Here is a 20111-nt window from a genome sequence, read left to right on the forward strand (position 1 = left end):
CCTGGCGGGGTGGCGCCCTGTCCCTAGCCGGTGAGCCCCGCCGCTTGCTACCGCCGCGCGCGCTTGTTCATGCGGACCTGCTGCTGCTTGCCGTAGCGGGTCTTGCGGGTGCCGGGCTTGCCTTCGGTCGAGTGGCCGACGCGCGGGGCGGCGCGCTGCTGGTCCGGGATGCCGAGCTCGTCCTCCTCGAGCTTGCGGATCTCGTCGCGCAGGCGCGCGGCTTCCTCGAACTCGAGGTCGGCGGCGGCCTTGCGCATCCGGCTCTCGAGGTCGCCGATGTAGGCGCGCAAATTGTGGCCGACGAGGTGCGGGCGTTCGTCGTCGCCGGTGTCGACGGTGACGCCGTCGCGAGTGCTGACGTGGGCGATGATGTCCGAGATGTTGCGCTTGATGCTCTCGGGCGTGATGCCATGCTCGAGATTGTAGGCGCTCTGCCGCTCGCGGCGGCGGCCGGTCTCGGCGAGCGCGCGTTCCATGCTGCCGGTGATGGTGTCGGCGTAGAGGATGACGCGGCCGTCGACGTTGCGCGCGGCGCGGCCGATGGTCTGGATGAGCGAGGTTTCGGAGCGCAAGAAACCTTCCTTGTCGGCATCGAGGATCGCGACCAGCCCGCATTCGGGGATGTCGAGGCCCTCGCGCAGCAGGTTGATCCCGACCAGCACGTCATAGACCCCGAGGCGAAGGTCGCGGATCAGCTCGATGCGTTCCAGCGTCTCGACGTCCGAGTGCATGTAGCGGACCTTGATGCCCGCTTCGTGGAGATATTCGGTGAGGTCCTCGGCCATCCGCTTGGTCAGCGTGGTGACCAGCGTCCGATAGCCGGCCTTGGCAGTCTTCTTGGCCTCGTTGATGAGGTCGTCGACCTGGTCCTCGATCGGCTTGATCTCGACCGGCGGGTCGATGAGGCCGGTCGGGCGGATCACCTGCTCGGAGAAGACGCCGCCGGTCTCGTTCATCTCCCACGGGCCCGGGGTCGCCGAGACGAACACCGACTGCGGGCGCATCGCCTCCCATTCGGGGAAGCGCAAGGGACGGTTGTCGATGCAGCTGGGCAGGCGGAAGCCGTGCTCGGCGAGGGTGATCTTCCGCCGGTGATCGCCGCGCGCCATCGCGCCGATCTGCGGCACGGTCTGGTGGCTTTCGTCGACGAACAGCAGGGCGTTGTCGGGCAGATATTCGAACAGGGTCGGCGGCGGTTCGCCGGGGAGACGACCGGTCAGGAAGCGGCTGTAATTCTCGATCCCCGCGCAGCTGCCGGTGGCGGCGATCATCTCGAGGTCGAAGTTGGTCCGCTGCTCCAATCGCTGCGCCTCGAGCAGGCGGCCTTCGGCGACAAGCTCCTTGAGGCGCTCCTCGAGCTCGTGGCGGATCGCGCCCATTGCCTGCTTGAGCGTCGGGCCGGGGGTCACGTAGTGCGAGTTGGCGTAGACCTTGACCGTCTGCAGCGAGGCGACCTTCTTGCCGGTCAGCGGATCGAATTCGACGATGTCCTCGATCTCGTCGCCGAAGAAGCTGACCCGCCAGGCGGTGTCCTCATAGTGCGAGGGGAAGATCTCGAGGCTGTCGCCGCGGACGCGGAAGTTGCCGCGGGCGAAGGCCTGGTCGTTGCGCTTGTACTGGAGCGCGACGAGCTTGCGGATAATCTCGCGCTGGTCGACGTGCGCGCCCTTCTGCATCGAGAAGACCATCGCCGAATAGGTCTCGACCGAGCCGATGCCGTAGAGGCAGGAGACCGAGGCGACGATGATCACGTCGTCGCGCTCGAGCAATGAGCGGGTGGCCGAGTGGCGCATCCGGTCGATCGCCTCGTTCACCGAGCTTTCCTTCTCGATGTAGGTGTCGGTGCGGGGGACGTAGGCTTCGGGCTGATAGTAATCGTAGTAGCTGACGAAATATTCGACCGCATTGTCAGGGAAGAAGCTCTTGAACTCGCCGTAGAGCTGGGCGGCGAGGATCTTGTTGGGGGCGAGGACCAGCGCCGGGCGCTGGGTCTGCTGGATGACCTGCGCCATCGTGTAGGTCTTGCCCGAGCCGGTCACGCCGAGGAGGACCTGGTTCTTCTCGCCGTCATCGCGGATGCCCGCGACCAGCTCGGCGATTGCGGTCGGCTGGTCGCCGGCGGGTTCGTAATCGCTGGTCAGGGTGAACTTGCGGCCGCCCTCGGCCTTTTCGGGGCGCTGCGGGCGATGGGGGACGAAGTCCGCGCCGGTCTCCGGTTCGGCGAGGCTGGTGCGAATCTGGATGTCCATGAGCGCGAATATGGGGACGCGCGCGCCCGCCCGCAATTCAGCCGGCGCGGGTCTCGGCGCGGACGAAATCGACCAGGGCGCGGAGCGGTGCGGGCAGGTGGCGGCGGCCGGAGTAATAGAGGAAGGGGCCGGGGAAGCTTTCCCACCAGTCGGCGAGCAGGGGGACGAGACGCCCGCTCGCGAGATGGTCGGCGATCCAGTCCTCGAAGATGTAGACGAGGCCGAGGCCGCTAAGCGCTGAGTCGACCAGCAGGTCCGAGGCGAGGCCGGGGCGGCAGATCATGCGCGACGGCGGGTCGACCCGGACGACCTCCTCGCCGCGGCGAAACTCCCACAACGGCGTGGCGCCGCCGGCGAAGCGGACCCGCAGCGCCTGGTGGCCGAGCAGGTCGCGCGGGTGGGCGGGCGTGCCATGCGCCGCGAGGTAGGCGGGGGCCGCGGCGAGCACGAAGCGCTGGGTCGGAGGGCCGATCGGCAGCGCGATCATGTCCTGCTCGAGCCGCTCGTCATAGCGGATGCCGGCGTCGGCGCCGGCGGCGATGAGGTCGACGAAGCCATCCTCGGCGGTGATCTCGACCCGGATATCGGGGAAGGCGGCGAGGAAGCGGGCGAGCAGGTCGGGCAGTACGGTGCGAGCGACGTTGGCGGGAACGTTGACGCGGAGGGTGCCCGCCGGCCGGTCGCGGAAGGCGTCGAGGCTGTCGAGCGCGGCGGTGACGTCGCCGAGCGCGGGGCTCAAGCGGTCGAACAGGCGCTGGCCGGCCTCGGTCGGGGCGATGCTGCGGGTGGTGCGATGGAGGAGGCGGAGGCCGAGCCGCGTCTCGAGCCGGCGGACCGCTTCGCTGAGCGCGCTCGCCGAGACGCGTCCGGTCCGCGCCGCCTCACGGAAGCCGCCCGCGCTGACTACTGCGGCGAAGGAAGCGAGGTCGTCGAGTTGGCTCGGCATTGTTCGTAAATCCGCACAGCCCGTGACGATCCTAGCCGCTTATCGCACGCACCGTCGAGGCCTAGATGCGTTGGGCAGGGGGATGAAGGAGTGGACGATGACCGATTTGAGCAAGGCCGGGACCTATCGGTTGGGCGACCGCGAGGTGCGGCGGATGGGCTATGGCGCGATGCAGCTGGCCGGGCCGGGGGTGTTCGGACCGCCGAAGGACCACGAAGCGGCGCTTGCCGTGCTGCGCGAGGCGCTGTCGCAAGGGGTCGACCATATCGACACCAGCGATTTCTACGGGCCGCACGTCACCAACCAACTGATCCGCGAGGCGCTGGCGCCTTATCCGGAGCGGCTGACGCTGGTAACCAAGCTGGGCGCGGTGCGCGATGACCAGGGCGCCTGGCTGCCGGCGCAGGGCGCGGCGGAACTGACGCAGGGTCTGCGCGACAATCTCGCCAACCTCGGGCTGGAGGCGATGGAGGTCGTCAACCTGCGGCTGATGGGCGCCGTCCACGGACCCAAGGAGGGCAGCGTCGCGCGGCAGGTCGAGGCGATGGCCGAACTGCAGCGGCAGGGGCTGGTCCGGCACATCGGGATCAGCAACGCCACGCGGGCCCAGGTCGAGGAAGCGCGCGCGATCGTCCCGATCGTTTGCGTCCAGAACGCCTACAACATTGTCCAGCGCGACGACGATGCGCTGATCGACTGGCTGGCGGCGGAGGGAATCGCCTACGTGCCCTTCTTCCCGCTCGGCGGGTTCACGCCGCTTCAGTCGGATGCGCTCGGCGCCATCGCGGCGGAGTTGGGGGCGAGCCCGATGCAGGTGGCGCTGGCGTGGCTGCTTCGGCGATCGCCCAACATCTTGGCTATCCCCGGCACGTCGTCGGTCGCACACCTGCGCGACAATCTGGCGGCGGCGGAGCTGGAACTCAGCGACGACGTGTTCGAGCGGCTGTCGGCGATTGGGATGAAGGCGGTCGCCTAGCCCCCAAACGACAATGGGCGGGCTCGAAGGCCCGCCCACAGTTGTCCAACCCATGGGAGCAGTTGGAGAGTGTTCGCTTAGGCCATCGCGCTCAGACGCGGGGTGGCGCGGCGGCCACGACGCATCGAGAAGCCGACCGCACCGAAGCCGACCAGCATTAGCGCCCAGGTCGACGGCTCGGGAACCGCGTTGATCGCGAAGTTGTCGGTCTCGAACGCGTTCTGAGTCGAGCTGAAACGCAGGCCGCGCACCGCGGTGGTGTCGGCGCCGGTCAGGAAGATCGTCACCAGCGGGTTGGTGTTCGCGCTGGTCTGATTTCCGTTCGCCGGATTGAAGATGTCCGCACCGGTGAAGGTGTAGAGCGCGACGCCGGCGCTATTGATCAGCTCGAGCGTGTTGTAGCTGTCGACCGAACCCCAGATGAAGGAGATGTTGAACAGCTGCGAATAGCTCGACAGGTTGATCACGCCGGGCGATCCGTCAGCCGGACCGACCGAGAAATAGCCGCCCGTGCTGCCGAGAGGCTGCGCATGCGGACTTGCGGTGCCGCTAACGATCGACCCGCCCGTCACATTGCTCGGACGGCCGCTGTCGAAATTGATGGTGGGCGTGGGCCCGGTGTAGGTGGCGCTGCCTGGAGTAACGCCCAGGCTGACCGCGGCGGAGGCCGGCGCGGCAATGGCCAGGGTCGCAAGCGCGGCCGCGGCAAAGGTAAGTTTCGGCATCATGAAGTCCCCTTTTCCAGCCATGCCGTTAACCTGTGGCCCGGACTTGGCGTAAACGTATTATTAATCATTATCGCGGGGGGAGTAAAGCGGGTGCCCACCGTCCGAACCACGAAAGATTCTTGTCGGAATCCAAGGTTTTCCGGCTTTTCTGTCTCAAACGGAGACTCGGGCAGCGAACACCTAAGCCATTGATCGCGAATCAGTATTGGCTCGCAACGCAATTCCGGCACGTCTTGGGCTTGGTGGAACTCCGTCACCGGCGGCAATTGATCAGCCCGCGCGACGACGGACGGCAAGGGCCGAGGTTAACCAATAGGAAATGGTTAACGTTTGGTTTATAAGTGGCCGGTCGCGAGTCGGGCTGGGTCGCTCGTCGCGAACACCAAGCCTCATAGGGGACTCAGGTCATGCACAAGATAACGGTATTGAGCGTTTCTGCGGCAGCGTTCGGGCTGGCCGTGGTCGCGACTCCCGCGCAGGCGGCGATTTCGCTGTGCACCTCTGGCGCGAGCTGCGTTTCGGGTACTACCAACGTCAATCTCAACGCGTTTCCTGACACCGGCAGCGCGGTGGTTACCGGAACGGTCGGGATCGGCGGTCCGCTGGTGACTTTCACCTCGACCAACGGCTTGCTCGACACCAATCCGGGTGCGGCCACGGTGTTTCGCGCCGATAGCAACTTGCTCACGCAATTGACCTTTACGATCGCGTCGGGCTTCACGGCGGCCGAATTCAACCTCACGAACGGCGATCCGCGCTCGTTCCTCGTGACGCTGACCGACAGCCTTGGCGAATCGAACACCATTTCGCTCGGTAACGCCAATGGCTCGAACATCTTCAACATCATCGGCGGCCCGGGCCAGGTCTACACCAGCGCCTCCTTCACCACGACGTCGCCGGCGGGGTTCACCGACCTCAAGCAGCTGCGCGTGGTGCTGGCGCAGTCGGCCGTGCCGGAACCGGCGACCTGGGCGCTGATGCTGCTCGGCTTCGGCGGGATGGGGGTCGCGATGCGGCGCTCGCGCCGGCAGTCGCTGCGGCAGATGGCCTGATCGCTTTCCCTTCGGGGTGAAGAAAAAACCCGCGTCCGGGGCACCGGGCGCGGGTTTTCTTTTACGGGTCGCCTTTGAGCCTTACGGGCGCGAGAGGCTCAGCGTGTAGCTGCCGGTGACGCCCTTCGAGACGGTGTTGGCGACGATCAGATACGGGCCCGAACGGGGGATGGTGACGATCATCTGGCTGTCGTTGCCGCCGCCGCCGTCGTCGTTGGTCTCGCGATAGGGGCCGTTGGGTTCGTCAACCACCAGCCAGCTGTCGAACTGGCTCGAGCGCAGGGTGATCTTGAGTTTTTCGCCCGCGGTGGCGGTGTAGAGATAGCCGTCGGCATAGGTGCCGTCCGAGCGGAGGAAGTCGCTGTTGGTGAGCTGGCCGCTGAGGCTCTGGCCGATGGCGATGCGGGGCAGGCCGCCACGCGCATACATGGTCGACAATTCGCCGCTGCCGCTGCCGCTCGAACCGCTGCTGCTCGCGGTCGCGCCGGGGGCGCGGTCACTCTGCACGGTCAGCGAATAGCTGCCGGTCGCGCCCTTGCTGAGCGAGTTGGCGGCGATGATGTAGGTGGCGGTGCGCGGCAAAGTGACGGTCATCCGTGAATCGGTGCCGCCATAGCCGTCGTCATTGGTCTCGCGGAACGAGCTATTGGGATCGTCGACCACCAGCCAGGTGTCGAACTGCTTCGAGCGCAGCGTCACCGTCAGCCGCTCGCCCGCCTGGCCATTGTAGAGATAGCCGTCGGCAAACGTCCCGTCGGTGCGGACGAGGTCGCCCGACTCGAGCGCGCCGTTGACCGTGCTCCCGCTGGTGAGCGTCCCGCTGTTCGAGCGGAGGAAGTTGCCGAGGTCGCCCGGTGCGCTTTGCGCCAGCGCCGGCGCCGCCGACAGCAGCAGCGGGACCACCGCGCCCAGCCAATAATGACGTGCACCCACCCTCGTTTCCCCCCGTTTTTCGCGCCGGACGCGCCCCCGTGGCCCCGGCGACGCCAACCTATGGCGCATCAACCCAGCTGTAAATCGCTGCGGGGCCGTTTCGATTAACAGGCGCTCGATTGCCTTGCGCGGGTCGGCGGCGGGGCTAAGCTGGGCGGCGAAGTGTGAAGCGTTCGGGGGAGAAAGTCGCATGAACCGCATGATCGTCGCTGCCGTGCTGCTGACCGGAGCGACCCTCTCGCTCGCCGGCTGCGACGACGCCGCCCCGGCCAACAACGGCGCCAAGGCGGCCGCCGCGCCCGACACGCTCCCCGCGGGCGAATATGAGGTGCAGGCCAAGGTCACCTCGCTGCGCTCGACCGACGGCAAGGTGCCGCTGGTCAAGCACAAGGAAGGCGACGTCATCACCAGCAAAGGCTGCGTCGACGCCAAGGGCGTGCCGGCGCCGGCCTTGTTCGCGGCGGCGGGAGACGAGTGCTCCGTGCAGAACCCCTATTTCAGCGGCGGGACGATCAACGTCACTTTGTCCTGCACGCGCAAGGGCGTGAACGGGCGGATCATGGTCAACGTCGACGGCGAGACCACCGCGACGGGCCTCAAGGGCCACGCCGTCACCACCACCTTCATCGACGGTCCGGGCGACTATGACCTCAAGACCGAGCTGACCGGCAAGCGGGTCGGGGTGTGCCCGCCCGCCGCCTGACGGTCAGGTCGCGGCGGGGTGCTCGGTGCCCTCGCCGCGAGTCTTCCACAGCGAGACCAGCACCCCGCCGGCGATCAGCGCCACCGTCACGCCAAGGCTGAGCAACGGCGGGATCTTGGCGCCGTCCAGCAGATAGTCGGTGGCGAGGATCTTGCCGCCGATGAACACCAGCACCAGCGCGAGCGCGTACTTCAGATAATGGAAGCGATGCACCATCGCCGCCAGCGCGAAGTAGAGCGCCCGCAGGCCGAGGATCGCCATGATGTTGCTGGTGTAGACGATGAAGGTGTCGGTGGTGATGGCGAAGATCGCCGGCACGCTGTCGACCGCGAAGACGAGATCGGCGAGGTTGATCACGACCAGCGCGAGGAGCAGCGGGGTGGCAGCCCAGACCAGCTTGCCGCCGGGGCCGGCCGGCACCTTCACGAAGAAGTGCTGGTCGTGGAGCTCGTCGGTCACCCGCAGCCGGGCCTTGAGCCAGCGCACCGCCGGGTTGCCCGCGACGTCCATCGGCTTGTCGCTGGCGAACAGCATCTTGATGCCGGTCAGCACCAGGAAGACCGCGAACAAGGTCAGCACCCAATGCCACTGCTCGATCACCGCGGCGCCGGCGGCGATCATCACCCCGCGCAGCACGATCACCGCGACGATGCCCCAGAGCAAGGCGCGATACTGGTATTTGGGAGGGATGGCGAAGGTGCCGAAGATGAGGCTGATCACGAAGACGTTGTCGATCGACAGCGCCTTCTCGATGAAGAAGCCGGTGTAATAATTGAGGCCGTCCTCGGGGCCTTTCTGCCACCAGACGAAGGCGCCGAACAGCAAGGCGACGGCGATATAGCTGGCCGAGAGCTTGAGGCTTTCGGCGATCCCCATCTCGCGGTTCTCGCGGTGGAGGATGCCGAGGTCGAAGGCGGTCAGCGCGGCGACCAGGCCGATGAAGCCGAGCCAGAACCAGATGGGGGTGCCGAGCCAGTCGGCAGTCAGAAATTCCACGGGATATGCTCCTCTTGAAGCGTGACGCACGCTCGAAAGGAACCGAGGAGGAGGGGGCAGACGCCGGGCCACGCACATCGGTTCATTCCGATGCGGTCCGACATCACGTGCCCGTTCCCGCTGGCGGGAGGGGCGGGCACGCCAGAGGGGCCCGGTCCGCTTGGGCTAGATAGGGCGGGAGTGGCCGCGCGGCAAGTTCGGCCTCAACTGGTACGGCAATAGTTCTTCCACGCCGGGCAGCGGTAGACGATCCGGCCGGGGATGTAGGACAGGCCGTGCTTGGCCGCCTGGTCGGTCTGGAGGCCGTAGCCGCCGGTCGGGTGCAGCCCGAAGCCGCAGCCGAATACGCGATAGCCGCCGACCAGACCGAGGTCGCGGACCTGTTCCTTGTTGACCCCGCAGGCGAGGCCGATCTGCGCCAGCGAGACGGGCGAAGGGGGCACCAGCCCGGTGTCGCCGAGCGCGGCATAGGTGAATTGCAGCGGGCCGTTGCAGGTTCAGTTGCCGAACTTGCTCTGCGGATTGGCGGTGTCGAACTTGCAGACGGTGACCGCCTCGCGCCAGTCGACTTTGGCATTGCGGTCGGCGGGGGTCTCGAGCTGGCGGACCAGCGCCTGATGATCGGCGAGCGCGCGCTGGTAGCGGCCCTGCGCCGCGTCGGCCTCGGCGTAGCGTTGCTGATAGTCCTGCTGGACCGCGGTGACGGCGTCGTGCTGGCTGGCCTTGCGCGCCTCGAAGTCGCGCTGGGCCTGGGCGGTCGAGGCGACCTGGCGGTCGTGCTCGGCGAGCGCGCGGCGATAGGCTTCGTCCTCAGCCGCCTCGCGGGCGAGGCGGGCGTCACGGGTTTCGCGCGGGGCGGTCGGCGTGGCCAGCTTGGGGTCGACCTTGGCGACGGGCGCGGGGGTCTTCGCGGGCGGCGAGGCGGCGGCGGAGGCGCGGCCCGAGACCGGCCGGCTGGTCGGGAAGGTGCCGGTCCAGCCGGTCATGGCGTTGTAGCTGTCGGCGGCGGGCAGGCTCCGCCACGGATAGGGATCGACCGCGCAATTGACGTCGCGGACGCTTCCGAACTGTCCTTCGAGATAGGCCTTGTAGGCATCGTCGAGCCCGATCTGGCGCGTGTGGCGGCTATCGACGAACACCCGCCCGCTCCACGCCGTGCGCCCGTCGCGCAGGCTGGCGGTGCAAATGACATAGTCGGGCTTGGCACTGTCGTCGCGGGCGTTGGCGTCGCCGATGATGATCTGGGCGGACAGGCCGGTGCCGCCGCCGAGCAGGGCGAGCAGCGCCAGCGCGGCGCGGGTCATGGTCATCGTGTTTCCCCCTGAAAACGGGGCGAGGCTGCCGCTGACCCGAAGCCTTGTCAAACCGGCGGCGGAAGGGCGACGGGCAGCGGCGCCTCGATCGCGCAGCGCAGGCCGGCGGAATCGTAGGTCAAGGTGACGGTGCCGCCGAGTTCGCGGGCGAGGGCGCGGCTGAGCATGCGGGTGCCGAAGCCCTGGCGGAGCGGTGCGGTGACCCGGGGGCCGCCTTCCTCGCGCCAGTCGATCAGCAGCCGGCCGTCGGCGCGGCGCCAGTGGACCGACACGCGCCCGCCGTCATTGCTAAGCGCGCCATATTTGCTGGCGTTGGTGGCAAGCTCGTGCATCGCCAGCGCGAGGCTGACCGCGGTCGCCGGGGGCAGGCGGATGTGCGGCCCGCCGAGCGTGAAGCGTCCGTCGGGGCCGAAGGGATCGAGCGCGGCCTCGATTACGTCATGGAGCCCGGCGGCTTCCCAATTCTCGCTGGTCAGCAGGTTGTGCGCGGCGGCGAGCGCCTGCAGCCGGCCCTCGAAAGCCTTGATCGATTCGTGCGGGTCCTGGCCCGGGCGGAAGGTCTGGTGGGTGAGGCTCTGGACGATCGCCAGCGTGTTCTTGACCCGGTGATTGAGCTCGCCGACCAGCAGCCGCTGGTGGTTCTCCCACCGCTTGCGCTCGGTGATGTCGCGGGCGACGAGATGGATTCCGACCGGCTTGCCGCTGTCGTCGAAGGTCAGCCCGCTGCTGATCTCGACGTTGAGCTCCTCACCCTGGACGGTACAGGCGAGGACCTCGTAGCGGGTGGTGCCGCCGCCCTCCTGCATCTTTTGCTCGAGCATCCGCTTGCTCTCGTCGCGCGAGGCGGGGGCGAGGAATTCCCAGGTCTTGCGGCCGACCAGCTCGTCCTGGGTGAGCCCGAGCGCGGCGGCGGCGGCCGGGTTGGCGCTGGTGATCGTCCGGTCGAGGTCGGAGGTGACGATGAGGTCGCTCGCCTGGTCGAACAGGCGGCGATAGCGTTCCTCGCTGGCATGGGCCTCGGACTCGGCGCGGGCGCGCGCGAGCTCGGCCCAGGTGCGCTGGGCGACGTCCTGGACGAGCGCGACGTCGCTCGCCGACCAGGGGCGCGGTTCGCGGCAATGGACGTAGAGCGCCGCCTTCATCCGGCCGCCGATCGCGAGCGAGGCGGTCAGCGCCGCGCGGGTCTCGATCGCCGCGAAGGCCGCCTGAACCTCGGGACTGCCGGCGGTCGCAGGGTCGGTGGCGACATCCTCGATCACCAGCGGGATGCCGGCTTTCAGATTGTCGTGCACCTCCGGCCCGAAGGCGGCGAGGTCATGCACTCCGTGGCGCGAGGGGACGCCGGTGGTCCAATTGTCGGTGGTGGTGAAGTAGCGCTCGGTCTCGTCGACCTCGCCATAGCCAACGCGGTCGGCGCCGAGCGCTTCGCCGAGCATCCGCTGGGCCGCCCGGATGATGGCGGTCGGCTCGGTCAGGCCGCGAAGCGCGTCACTGAAGTTAAGGAGGAAGGCTTGGCGCCGTTCGAGTTCGACCCGCGCGGTGACGTCGAGCCCCTCGTTGAGGATCCCGAGCACCGAACCGTCGGGCCCCTTGATCGGGGTCAGGCTGTAATTCCACCAAGTCTCGCGCGGGCGGCCGCGCCGCTCCATCATCAGCAGCTGGTCGAGTGAAACGTGGCCCTCGCCCGTGGCGCGCACCGCTTCGAACTGCGGGCCGACCACGTCCCAGATATCCGCCCAGACCACCGCGCCGGGCTTGCCCAGCGCCCACGGATGGCGCTCGGCCGGGATGTGCGCCCAGGCGTCGTTGTAGAGCAGTTTGAAGGTCGGACCCCAGTAAATCGCCATCGGCGCGGTCGACTGGAGGCAGAGCGAGAGGGTGAGCTGCAGCTCGACCGGCCAGCGTTCGACCGGACCGAGCGCGGTTTGAGACCAGTCGAGCGCGCGCATCCGCGCCGCCATGTCGCTGTCGCCCTGCAGGAAATACGGTGCCGGGCCGGTGGTTCGATCGATCAACGTCACTCAAGCCTTGCCGCCGGGTACCCGGCTGTCGCGTGCCCCCCGGCGAACGTTACGTAGCCGCAGCGCTTTTCGCTTGGCAAGCGAGCCAGGTGGAAGGGCTAACACCTTCCCGGTTGGAGCGGGACCACAAGTCGCCTAGCGCCGCCCGGGTGAAGCGCGATTATCCCGGCCTCGACCTCATCCGCTTCGGCGCGGCGCTGCTGGTCGCGCTCTATCACCTCGGTCTGTGGTGGTGGCTGCCCGGCCAGCTCGACCGCCCCGACCTCGCGGTCCACGGGCGGGTCGCCGCGGGCCTCGCCGGGTCGGGCTGGATCGGGGTCCAGATTTTCTTCGTCCTGTCGGGGTTCGTGATCGCCTTCACCGCCGACGGCCGCGACGCGCGGCGATTTCTCAAGAACCGGGCGCTGCGGCTTTATCCTACCGCCTGGCTGTGCGCGCCGCTGACGCTGCTGATCGCCGGCGGGTCGGCCGAGGCGCTGGCGCGGGCGCTGCTGTTGGCGCCGACCGGGCCGTGGATCAGCGGCGCTTATTGGACGCTGCCGATCGAGATTGTCTTCTACCTTACGGTCGCCGCGGCGCTGGCGGGGCGGGTCGACCTTAGCCGGCTGGCCGCCGGGCTGACCTGTTGGAGCGCGGGCTATTGGCTGGTCCGCTCGCTCGACTTCGTCGTCGGCAAGCCGTTGCGGCCCTTCTTCGCGCTGATCGAAGGGTCGAGCTGGGGCAGCCTCACGCTGCTCACCTACGGCTGCTTCTTCGCGATCGGGATGCTGTTGTGGGCCGTCGCGACGGGCAAGGCGAAGCGGATGCACCTTTATCTGCTGGGGTGGAATGGGCTCGCCGCTGTCCTGCAGATCGTCAGCAACGCCCATGCGATCGATGCCGACAATGGGACGGCGGTGGGGATCGGCTGGCCGCTCGGCCTCTGGCTCGGGGCGGTCGGGGCGATCGGGCTGGGGATCGCTGGCAACAAGTGGATCCTGCGGTGGCTCGGGCCGCGCCGCCATTGGCTGCGCATCGCGGGGCTGCTGACCTATCCGCTCTATCTGGTGCACAGCGACGTCGGCCGGGTGATTGCGCTGGCGGTGGCGCCGGCTGTTGGCCGCTTAGCACCGCTGCTGGCGGTGGGGGCGGTCATGCTGCTGAGCGGGCTCGTCCTGGCGGTCGAGCCGTGGCTGCGGCGGCCGCTGAAATGGCTGCTCGAGCGGCTCTTTCCCGCGCCGGCGTCCGGCCGCACCTCCGCGCAAGGGGAGTGACGAGCGACCGGCTGTCCCAACGCCGGTCACTGCGTCCTCAACGCCACATTATCCACCGCAAAATAACGCCGTCCGTCGCAAAGCCGCTTGCGTCGGCTCGCGGATGCAAGCACAACATCTGGTAGCGGAGCCGTGGGGGCGACCACAGAAGCTTGTGATTGGGGCTGGGGATAACCATATCCTCAGCGAGGAGAGCTGCGCCCTGTGGAAAGCGGGGAAAGGTCTCGCCCGAGCCGGGTTTTCTCTCGTCGCTCCGCTTGGAATCGCTCCATGCTTCGTGGCATGAAGCTGGAACAGATCAGGAACAAGCGAGTCGCCCTGGCGGCCCGCGCGTCAAAAGGATGAGGCGATGGATTTCTCGACCGGCAGCAACGTCAGCAGCGATGATGCGACCGCCACCGCGGCCAAGGGTTCGAGCCATTCGATCGCCGAGCGGCGCTTCCCCGTCACCACCGACAAGAGCCGCGACGCGCTGCTGACCGAGTTCGGCAAGGAGACCCTCAAGGACCGCTACCTGCTGCCGGGCGAGAGCTATCAGGATCTGTTCGCGCGGGTCGCCGCGGCCTATGCCGACGACGCGCCGCACGCGCAGCGCATCTATGACTATATCTCCAAGCTGTGGTTCATGCCGGCGACCCCGGTGCTGTCGAACGGCGGGACCGGGCGCGGGCTGCCGATCAGTTGCTATCTCAATTCGGTCAGCGACAGCCTCGAGGGCATCGTCAACACCTGGAACGAGAATGTCTGGCTGGCGTCCAAGGGCGGCGGCATCGGCACCTATTGGGGCAGCGTCCGCGGGATCGGCGAGCCGGTTGGCCTCAACGGCAAGACCAGCGGGATCATTCCGTTCGTGCGGGTGATGGATTCGCTGACGCTGGCGATTTCGCAAGGCTCGCTGCGGCGCGGATCGGCGGCCTGCTACCTCGACGTCTCTCACCCCGAGATCGAGGAGTTCCTCGAGATCCGCAAGCCGTCGGGCGATTTCAACCGCAAGGCGCTCAACCTCCACCACGGGGTGCTGATCACCGACGAGTTCATGGAGGCGGTGCGCGACGGGTCGGAATTCACCCTGCGCAGCCCCAAGGACCAGTCGCCGCGCGGCACCGTCGATGCGCGCTCGCTGTTCCAGAAGCTGGTCGAGACCCGGCTGGCGACGGGCGAGCCCTACATCATCTTCATCGACACGGTGAATTCGCAGATGCCCAAGCATCACCGCGACCTCGGGCTCAAGGTGACCACCTCGAACCTGTGCTCGGAGATCACCCTGCCGACCGGGCGCGATCATCTCGGCGCCGACCGCACCGCGGTCTGCTGCCTGTCGTCGATGAACCTCGAGACGTGGGACGAGTGGAAGGGCGAGAAGAGTTTCGTCGAGGACGTCATGCGCTTCCTCGACAATGTGCTCAGCGACTATATCGCCCGCGCTCCCGACGAGATGGCGCGCGCCAAATATAGCGCCGAGCGCGAGCGGTCGGTCGGTTTGGGGGTGATGGGCTTCCACTCCTTCCTCCAGGCGCGCAACTTGCCGTTCGAAGGGGCGATGGCGAAGAGCTGGAACCTCAAGATCTTCAAGCATATCCGCGCGCAGGTCGACCAGGCGTCGATGATGCTGGCGCAGGAGCGCGGGCCGTGCCCCGACGCCGCCGACATGGGGGTGATGGAACGGTTCAGTTGCAAGATGGCGATCGCGCCGACCGCGTCGATCAGCATCATCTGCGGCGGCACCTCGGCCTGCATCGAGCCGATCCCCGCCAACGTTTATACCCACAAGACGCTGTCGGGCAGCTTCTCGATCCGCAATCCCTACCTCGAGAAATTGCTCACCGAGAAGTCGAAGAATTCCGACGCGGTGTGGAATTCGATCCTTGAGCGGGGCGGCTCGGTCCAGCACCTCGACTTCCTGACGGCCGAGGAGAAGGACACCTACAAGACCAGCTTCGAGATCGACCAGCGCTGGCTGCTCGAGCTCGCCGCCGACCGCACGCCCTACATCGATCAGGCGACCAGCCTGAACCTGTTCATCCCGGCCGACGTCGACAAGTGGGACCTGATGATGCTCCACTTCCGCGCGTGGGAGCTCGGCGTGAAGTCGCTCTATTACCTGCGCTCCAAGTCGGTGCAGCGCGCCGGCTTCGCGGGCGGGGTCGAGGCCGACAACACCGCCGAGGCGCCCAAGTATGAGCTGGCCGCGTCGACCGACTATGACGAATGCCTGGCCTGTCAGTAAGGCAGGCGGGCTGACGGCAGACGCGCGATGACCGTTGCGACCATCTTGAAGCTGTTGCTCGGCGTTGTCCTGATCGGCGCCGGCCTGTGGCAATACCGCCGCCGCAGCGGCGCCGAGAATGGCAGCTACGGCAGCCAGTCGGGCGTGCTGCTGCTCGCGGTCGGTGTGATCGTGCTGATCTACGCGCTCGGCGGCCTCGACTATCACCCCAGCCCGAGCGAGCTCGGGCGATGACGGGCACTTGCGAATCATTCTCAAGACCGCCACGGGTTGCGAACCGTTCGCAACAAGGAATTTCTCATGCGTAAGTGGCATCGCTGGCTGTCGGTGATCTTCGGCGTGTTCATGCTGTGGATCGCGAGCACCGGCTTCCTCAGCCAGGTCGGCGATCTGGTGAATTCGAGCCGGCGGCCGGTGGTAGCGGCGGCGCCCGCGGTGCCGGCGGGGTTCGTTTGTCCCGAGACGATGGTCTGCCGCCCCAAGCCGGCACCGGGCGGGTGGAACCTCGGGCTGCTCCATCACCTCCACTCGGGCGAGCAGTTCGGGCCGGTCGGGGTCGCGATTTCGATGGCCTCGGGGCTGGCGTTGATCTTCTTCGCGATCAGCGGGCTGTGGATGTACCTGCGCATGTTCGCCGCGCGTGGACGCAAGGAGCATAGCCGCGGGGGCCGGGTGTTCTGGTGAGCGGCGCCAACCTTCTTTTCCTGCTGGTCGGGATTGTCGCCGCGCTGGCCGGGGGCGGGATGCTCGCGGTCGCGCTCGGCGGCGATCCGGGCGGTTCGGCACGTTCGACCGCGCTGCTGATCGCGGGGATGATGCTGCTCGCCTTCGGGCTGATCCTGGGCGGGTTCGCGGTCGCCTTCGCGACCACCAAGCCCTATGATTTCGGCAAGCCGGCCGGAGTCGCGTCATGAGCTATCGCCAGTCCACCTACGATCCGCTCGCGCCGGCGGCCAACGGTCCGCCGCTTAAGCCGTTCAACTGGGTGCAGTGGTGCGGCGTGGCGATGGCCGCACTTGGCGTGGTCGGCTCGCTGCTCTGGTTGGGGGCGGTGACCGGTCTCGTTCCGGCATGGGGCAAGGACTTCGTCCGGTTCGGCCTGATCGGAACCTTCGGCATTATCCTCATCAACACGCGCCGGGCCGACGTCCCACCCGAAGAGCGAGTGGCCTACCGCGCCAAGCAGCGCCGCCAGTCCATCATCATGCTCGTCATCATCGGCGTCGCCAGTGTCGCCGCCTTCATCTTTGCTTTCCTCTCGAAAGGAGCCTGAGCCCATGTCCCTGCTCGAAGCCCGCAAGCAGTATAAGCCGTTCGAATATCCGTGGGCGTTCGAGTTCTGGAAGCGCCAGCAGCAGATCCACTGGATGCCCGAGGAGGTGCCGCTGGGCGAGGATTGCCGCGACTGGGCACAGAAGCTGTCCAACCACGAGCGCAACCTGCTGACGCAGATCTTCCGCTTCTTCACCCAGGCCGATGTTGAGGTGCAGGACTGCTACCACGAGAAGTACGGCCGGGTGTTCAAGCCGACCGAGATCAAGATGATGCTGGCCGCTTTCTCCAACATGGAGACGGTGCACATCGCCGCTTACTCGCACCTGCTCGACACGATCGGGATGCCCGAGAGCGAATATGGCATGTTCCTTCAGTATAAGGAGATGAAGGACAAGCACGACTATCTCTCGACCTTCGGCGTCGACACCGACGAAGAGATCGCGATGACGCTGGCGATGTTCGGCGGCTTCACCGAGGGGCTGCAGCTGTTCGCCAGCTTCGCGATGCTGATGAACTTCCCGCGCTTCAACAAGATGAAGGGCATGGGGCAGATCGTCAGCTGGTCGGTCCGCGACGAGAGCCTCCACTGCGAGGGCATCATCAAGCTGTTCCACACCTTCGTGAAGGAGCGCGACTGCCTGACCCCCAAGGTCAAGGAGTCGATCATCGACACCTGCCAGAAGACGGTCCGGCTCGAGGACGCGTTCATCGACCTGGCGTTCGAGATGGGCCCGGTCGAGGGGATGACCCCCAAGGCGATCAAGAAGTACATCCGCTACATCGCCGACTGGCGGCTGGGGCAGCTGGGCTTCGCGCCGATCTACATGGTCGACGAGCACCCGCTGCCGTGGCTCGCGCCGCTGCTCAATGGGGTCGAGCACGCCAACTTCTTCGAAACCCGCGCGACCGAATATTCGAAGGCGGCGACGCGCGGCGACTGGAACACCGTGTGGGACAGCTTCGACCGCCGGATGAAGGCCAAGGCAGGCGGCCCGGCGATCGAGAGCGCCAACGAGGGTGACGGCGAAGGCGGCCTGTTCGAGGCGGCCGGGGTGGCGGCGGAGTAGTCAGGCGAAAGGCCGAGCCATGTTCGACAAGCTCGACGCCTACAATTTGGTGGCGAACCTCGTGCCTGGTGCTGCGCTCACCTATGCGTTGCACTTCGCAGGCTACCCAACCCCTTCGCCAGATGCGTTGGGCGCGTTCGTGTTAGTAGCGTTCGTAGCGGGAGTGACTGCTAATCGACTTGGCTCTCTCATCCTCGATCCAGTGCTTCGAAGACTGAAGTTCCTGAAGCCAAAGACTACCGTTCATTTCTCGTTCGAGAGAAGATCGATCCTAAATTGGACTCGTTGGTAGCTAATTCGGGCTTGTACAGGACGTTCTTCACAGCTGGCGTCCTGTATCTTGCTGCTTTGGCGTTTTCGGACGCAGCCACGAAGCTGACTCGACGTGAGCTGTTTACGACATTCATCGTCGCAGGAATGAGCGTCTTCCTCTTCGCGTTGCGGAAGGAGGACGGCTATATTCACAGCCGAATTGAAGCAGCCAAAGACGGCTGAGAAGAGAGTTATGCTTGTATGCTTTCCACGTTGGTCGACAACTCGACGCTCACAGCCGTGCAGAGAACTATCGGTGACATAGGAGTTTCCCGATCATATCCCTTTGAAGGCGATCTCTCGGCTTATGACAACTACCTCCAATCTTTGCTAATATACGATGAGGTGGCTTGCCCTGACGATTACAAGGACGAATTCAAATCAGATAGGAGAGATTGCTTCTCTGAGGTTCGATTTCTCAGTACCTCTGATCTGCCCTACGATGTTTGTGAAGAGGCCTCGGTTGAAGCCTCGGAGGCGTTGAAGTTCAGCGTGACCAAAGGCGAGATCTCGCCTGGCCCCCTCAGAGACTTTCTTTCATCGCTCGACCTGCATGTTTCACCAGCTTGGTATATGAATTCAAGCAAGTGGTTCTTGCAGATGCGGTTGCTTGCTGATCAGGCTGAGGTCGACCTACCGAAGTATGGCAAACTCATGAGCGTTCTTAAATCTCAGACGCTTGAAGCTGACAAGTCGGAAAAACAAATCCCTTCCGCTACCTACATAGAAGCATCGGATGGACGCGTGATCGATGAGAACCGCGTGGGGGATGGATCGATAAGAGAAGAGGTCAAGCAGTTTGCGTCGGGTTTGAATTGGATCGTTCAAAGATCGATCTTCTATACCGTACTTGCGAAGCAACTTGAGAGTGCATTTACTCTTCATCCCATCCGACACGCTTTCGTCGGCCAGTATCTGATCGACAATCTTGTGCCTCAGCTCAGCAATAACCTTCGCGCAAACGCGGTTGCGTTCTTCAGAGATGAAATAGTTGACCTAAGCGCAAAATCCGATGAGCTGTTGGGCAGCGCTCTCACTCCACTGCGATTACCATTTTTTGCCGCGTGGGCCGTTGCTGAGGCAGGTAATCCCCGTGACGGTTACAAGCACGTCTTGCAGGTCCGCCATGCAGAGGAAGCAAGAGCACTTCGCTCTCGATTCAGAGAGATTGAGGAACTTGGGGAAGTCGGTGATTACGACGCCCAGCGGCGCTCGGCCGCCAAGTTACGTGCTGCGATTAGGGAGGACTTGGAATCGCTCAAACGTCGCTATTTCGGACGCGCTGCAAGTGGCTCGGCTGATATCAAGATCGATCTTCTGACGTTGCGGCCCAGCCTTACTGTCTCGAATGTTTGGCAGAAGATTGCCGGGCACCTTCCGCTCAAAGACCGCAAAGCTGTCACACTTCTCCGGTCGATTGGGCGCGACATCATGAGGGCGCCAACGATGGGGCAGCTCTCTGACCGGTTCATGGCTAGCCGAAAGATACGTGCAGGGACGGGGCACAACCTTGAGCGCCCAAGAATGGAGGCGAAACGTTACGCCCGATCATCAACGCACTTTAAGCAACCCCTATGAGACGGCAGGCGTGTGCCGATCCCCTTCGAACCACTCCGACCCGAAGTCCGGCAGCCATCCCTCCCGCCGCACCGTCCATAGTTCGTAGGTGGGCTTGAACTGATCGATCTCGTCGAGGGCGCCGAGGTGGAGGTCGATCTCCTCGCCCCAGCGGCCGAAGACGCTGCTGCCGCAGGTGGGGCAGAAGTGGCGGTGGTTGTATTCGCTGGTGTCGCCGGTGACGGTCACCTTTTCTTCCGGGAAGATGGCGGCGGCGAAGAAGAGGGTGCCGCTGTGCTTGCGGCAGTCGAGGCAGTGGCAGAGGCCGACGCGGGTGGGCTCGCCTCTGGCCTCGACCCGTACCGCGCCGCACAGGCAGCCGCCGCTCACCGTTCGCTCCATGCCGCACTCTCCCTGGCCGTGCGCCGGATCAACGGGCCGGGACGCGCGCGGTGCCGTGCGTCGGGCGCTGTCTGGACCCCGGCCTTCGCCGGGGTACGGTG

General features: G+C 65.9%; 21 protein-coding genes. 12 read left to right on the plus strand and 9 right to left on the minus strand.

From position 1 onward, the window contains the following. Window positions 1-47: 47 nt before the first annotated feature. Together uvrB and GCU42_RS11830 are read right to left on the minus strand one after the other, a co-directional pair. Complete coding sequence (gene uvrB, locus GCU42_RS11825; RefSeq protein ID WP_114227694.1) at window positions 48-2249, minus strand: excinuclease ABC subunit UvrB; 2202 nt, start codon at window positions 2247-2249, stop codon at window positions 48-50. A 37-nt stretch (window positions 2250-2286) separates the two neighbouring features. Further along, window positions 2287-3195 (minus strand): LysR family transcriptional regulator, encoded by a 909-nt coding sequence (locus tag GCU42_RS11830; RefSeq protein WP_114227695.1) that lies wholly within the window; start codon window positions 3193-3195, stop codon window positions 2287-2289. Between the two features lie 97 nt (window positions 3196-3292). On the opposite strand from GCU42_RS11830, the gene GCU42_RS11835 reads away from it, so the two are divergent. Then, window positions 3293-4171: an aldo/keto reductase family oxidoreductase gene (locus GCU42_RS11835; protein WP_114227849.1), complete on the plus strand. Its 879-nt coding sequence runs from the start codon at window positions 3293-3295 to the stop codon at window positions 4169-4171. Between the two features lie 77 nt (window positions 4172-4248). On the opposite strand, the gene GCU42_RS11840 is transcribed toward GCU42_RS11835, so the two are convergent. Then, window positions 4249-4899 (minus strand): Npun_F0296 family exosortase-dependent surface protein, encoded by a 651-nt coding sequence (locus GCU42_RS11840; protein ID WP_162789213.1) that lies wholly within the window; start codon window positions 4897-4899, stop codon window positions 4249-4251. Between the two features lie 407 nt (window positions 4900-5306). Between GCU42_RS11840 and GCU42_RS11845 the strand changes: the two genes are divergently transcribed. Beyond that, window positions 5307-5951 (plus strand): PEPxxWA-CTERM sorting domain-containing protein, encoded by a 645-nt coding sequence (locus tag GCU42_RS11845; RefSeq protein ID WP_114227697.1) that lies wholly within the window; start codon window positions 5307-5309, stop codon window positions 5949-5951. 81 nt (window positions 5952-6032) lie between these two features. Here GCU42_RS11845 and GCU42_RS11850 read toward each other — a convergent pair whose 3' ends face one another. Beyond that, window positions 6033-6884 carry a pre-peptidase C-terminal domain-containing protein gene (locus tag GCU42_RS11850; RefSeq protein WP_152569570.1) on the minus strand — a complete coding sequence of 284 codons (852 nt, stop codon included), beginning with the start codon at window positions 6882-6884 and terminating at the stop codon, window positions 6033-6035. A gap of 190 nt (window positions 6885-7074) precedes the next feature. Between GCU42_RS11850 and GCU42_RS11855 the strand changes: the two genes are divergently transcribed. Then, complete coding sequence (locus GCU42_RS11855; RefSeq protein WP_114227699.1) at window positions 7075-7587, plus strand: DUF3617 domain-containing protein; 513 nt, start codon at window positions 7075-7077, stop codon at window positions 7585-7587. A 3-nt stretch (window positions 7588-7590) separates the two neighbouring features. On the opposite strand, the gene GCU42_RS11860 is transcribed toward GCU42_RS11855, so the two are convergent. The 4 genes from GCU42_RS11860 to GCU42_RS11875 all read right to left on the minus strand — a co-directional run bounded on the left by GCU42_RS11860 (window position 7591) and on the right by GCU42_RS11875 (window position 11917). Beyond that, window positions 7591-8583 (minus strand): TerC family protein, encoded by a 993-nt coding sequence (locus GCU42_RS11860; RefSeq protein WP_114227700.1) that lies wholly within the window; start codon window positions 8581-8583, stop codon window positions 7591-7593. 203 nt (window positions 8584-8786) lie between these two features. Then, on the minus strand, window positions 8787-9026 hold the full coding sequence (locus GCU42_RS11865) for a hypothetical protein (protein ID WP_114227701.1): 240 nt from the start codon (window positions 9024-9026) through the stop codon (window positions 8787-8789). 54 nt (window positions 9027-9080) lie between these two features. Then, window positions 9081-9893, minus strand: coding sequence for an efflux RND transporter periplasmic adaptor subunit (locus GCU42_RS11870; RefSeq protein WP_114227702.1), 813 nt, complete (start codon window positions 9891-9893; stop codon window positions 9081-9083). A 50-nt stretch (window positions 9894-9943) separates the two neighbouring features. After that, window positions 9944-11917 (minus strand): PAS domain-containing sensor histidine kinase, encoded by a 1974-nt coding sequence (locus tag GCU42_RS11875; RefSeq protein WP_162789214.1) that lies wholly within the window; start codon window positions 11915-11917, stop codon window positions 9944-9946. A 149-nt stretch (window positions 11918-12066) separates the two neighbouring features. Here GCU42_RS11875 and GCU42_RS11880 point away from each other — a divergent pair, with 149 nt between their 5' ends. The 9 genes from GCU42_RS11880 (at window position 12067) to GCU42_RS11915 (ending at window position 19629) form a co-directional block, all read left to right on the plus strand. Beyond that, window positions 12067-13170 (plus strand): acyltransferase family protein, encoded by a 1104-nt coding sequence (locus GCU42_RS11880; protein WP_114227704.1) that lies wholly within the window; start codon window positions 12067-12069, stop codon window positions 13168-13170. 349 nt (window positions 13171-13519) lie between these two features. Continuing rightward, window positions 13520-15397 carry a ribonucleoside-diphosphate reductase subunit alpha gene (locus GCU42_RS11885; RefSeq protein WP_114227705.1) on the plus strand — a complete coding sequence of 626 codons (1878 nt, stop codon included), beginning with the start codon at window positions 13520-13522 and terminating at the stop codon, window positions 15395-15397. A gap of 27 nt (window positions 15398-15424) precedes the next feature. Then, on the plus strand, window positions 15425-15631 hold the full coding sequence (locus tag GCU42_RS11890) for a hypothetical protein (RefSeq protein WP_114227706.1): 207 nt from the start codon (window positions 15425-15427) through the stop codon (window positions 15629-15631). Between the two features lie 66 nt (window positions 15632-15697). After that, window positions 15698-16081 (plus strand): PepSY domain-containing protein, encoded by a 384-nt coding sequence (locus GCU42_RS11895; protein WP_114227850.1) that lies wholly within the window; start codon window positions 15698-15700, stop codon window positions 16079-16081. Then, entirely contained in the window at window positions 16078-16311 is a 234-nt protein-coding gene (locus GCU42_RS11900; protein ID WP_114227707.1) for a hypothetical protein, read from the plus strand. Before GCU42_RS11895 ends, GCU42_RS11900 begins: the two co-directional genes overlap by 4 nt. Further along, window positions 16308-16670, plus strand: coding sequence for a hypothetical protein (locus tag GCU42_RS11905; RefSeq protein WP_114227708.1), 363 nt, complete (start codon window positions 16308-16310; stop codon window positions 16668-16670). Before GCU42_RS11900 ends, GCU42_RS11905 begins: the two co-directional genes overlap by 4 nt. Before the next feature lie 4 nt (window positions 16671-16674). After that, window positions 16675-17739: a ribonucleotide-diphosphate reductase subunit beta gene (locus tag GCU42_RS11910; protein ID WP_114227709.1), complete on the plus strand. Its 1065-nt coding sequence runs from the start codon at window positions 16675-16677 to the stop codon at window positions 17737-17739. Window positions 17740-17758: 19 nt separating this feature from the next. After that, the gene (locus tag GCU42_RS15125; RefSeq protein WP_162789215.1) at window positions 17759-18031 is read left to right on the plus strand and encodes a hypothetical protein; all 273 of its coding nucleotides are present in this window, start codon (window positions 17759-17761) and stop codon (window positions 18029-18031) included. A 221-nt stretch (window positions 18032-18252) separates the two neighbouring features. After that, entirely contained in the window at window positions 18253-19629 is a 1377-nt protein-coding gene (locus GCU42_RS11915; RefSeq protein ID WP_152569571.1) for a hypothetical protein, read from the plus strand. On the opposite strand, the gene GCU42_RS11920 is transcribed toward GCU42_RS11915, so the two are convergent. Then, entirely contained in the window at window positions 19624-20010 is a 387-nt protein-coding gene (locus GCU42_RS11920) for a GFA family protein (protein WP_114227712.1), read from the minus strand. The two genes, GCU42_RS11915 and GCU42_RS11920, sit on opposite strands and share 6 nt — an antisense overlap. Window positions 20011-20111 lie beyond the last annotated feature (101 nt).

Source organism: Sphingomonas ginsengisoli An et al. 2013 (assembly GCF_009363895.1).
GTDB classification, from domain to species: domain Bacteria; phylum Pseudomonadota; class Alphaproteobacteria; order Sphingomonadales; family Sphingomonadaceae; genus Sphingomicrobium; species Sphingomicrobium ginsengisoli.

Coding starts and splice junctions, on each gene's coding strand:
- uvrB (WP_114227694.1), bottom strand. CDS start 2,249: ATGGACATCCAGATTCGCACCAGCCTCGCCGAACCGGAGACCGGCGCG.
- GCU42_RS11830 (WP_114227695.1), bottom strand. CDS start 3,195: ATGCCGAGCCAACTCGACGACCTCGCTTCCTTCGCCGCAGTAGTCAGC.
- GCU42_RS11835 (WP_114227849.1), top strand. CDS start 3,293: ATGACCGATTTGAGCAAGGCCGGGACCTATCGGTTGGGCGACCGCGAG.
- GCU42_RS11840 (WP_162789213.1), bottom strand. CDS start 4,899: ATGATGCCGAAACTTACCTTTGCCGCGGCCGCGCTTGCGACCCTGGCC.
- GCU42_RS11845 (WP_114227697.1), top strand. CDS start 5,307: ATGCACAAGATAACGGTATTGAGCGTTTCTGCGGCAGCGTTCGGGCTG.
- GCU42_RS11855 (WP_114227699.1), top strand. CDS start 7,075: ATGAACCGCATGATCGTCGCTGCCGTGCTGCTGACCGGAGCGACCCTC.
- GCU42_RS11870 (WP_114227702.1), bottom strand. CDS start 9,893: ATGACCATGACCCGCGCCGCGCTGGCGCTGCTCGCCCTGCTCGGCGGC.
- GCU42_RS11885 (WP_114227705.1), top strand. CDS start 13,520: ATGGATTTCTCGACCGGCAGCAACGTCAGCAGCGATGATGCGACCGCC.
- GCU42_RS11890 (WP_114227706.1), top strand. CDS start 15,425: ATGACCGTTGCGACCATCTTGAAGCTGTTGCTCGGCGTTGTCCTGATC.
- GCU42_RS11895 (WP_114227850.1), top strand. CDS start 15,698: ATGCGTAAGTGGCATCGCTGGCTGTCGGTGATCTTCGGCGTGTTCATG.
- GCU42_RS11905 (WP_114227708.1), top strand. CDS start 16,308: ATGAGCTATCGCCAGTCCACCTACGATCCGCTCGCGCCGGCGGCCAAC.
- GCU42_RS11910 (WP_114227709.1), top strand. CDS start 16,675: ATGTCCCTGCTCGAAGCCCGCAAGCAGTATAAGCCGTTCGAATATCCG.
- GCU42_RS15125 (WP_162789215.1), top strand. CDS start 17,759: ATGTTCGACAAGCTCGACGCCTACAATTTGGTGGCGAACCTCGTGCCT.
- GCU42_RS11915 (WP_152569571.1), top strand. CDS start 18,253: ATGCTTTCCACGTTGGTCGACAACTCGACGCTCACAGCCGTGCAGAGA.
- GCU42_RS11920 (WP_114227712.1), bottom strand. CDS start 20,010: ATGGAGCGAACGGTGAGCGGCGGCTGCCTGTGCGGCGCGGTACGGGTC.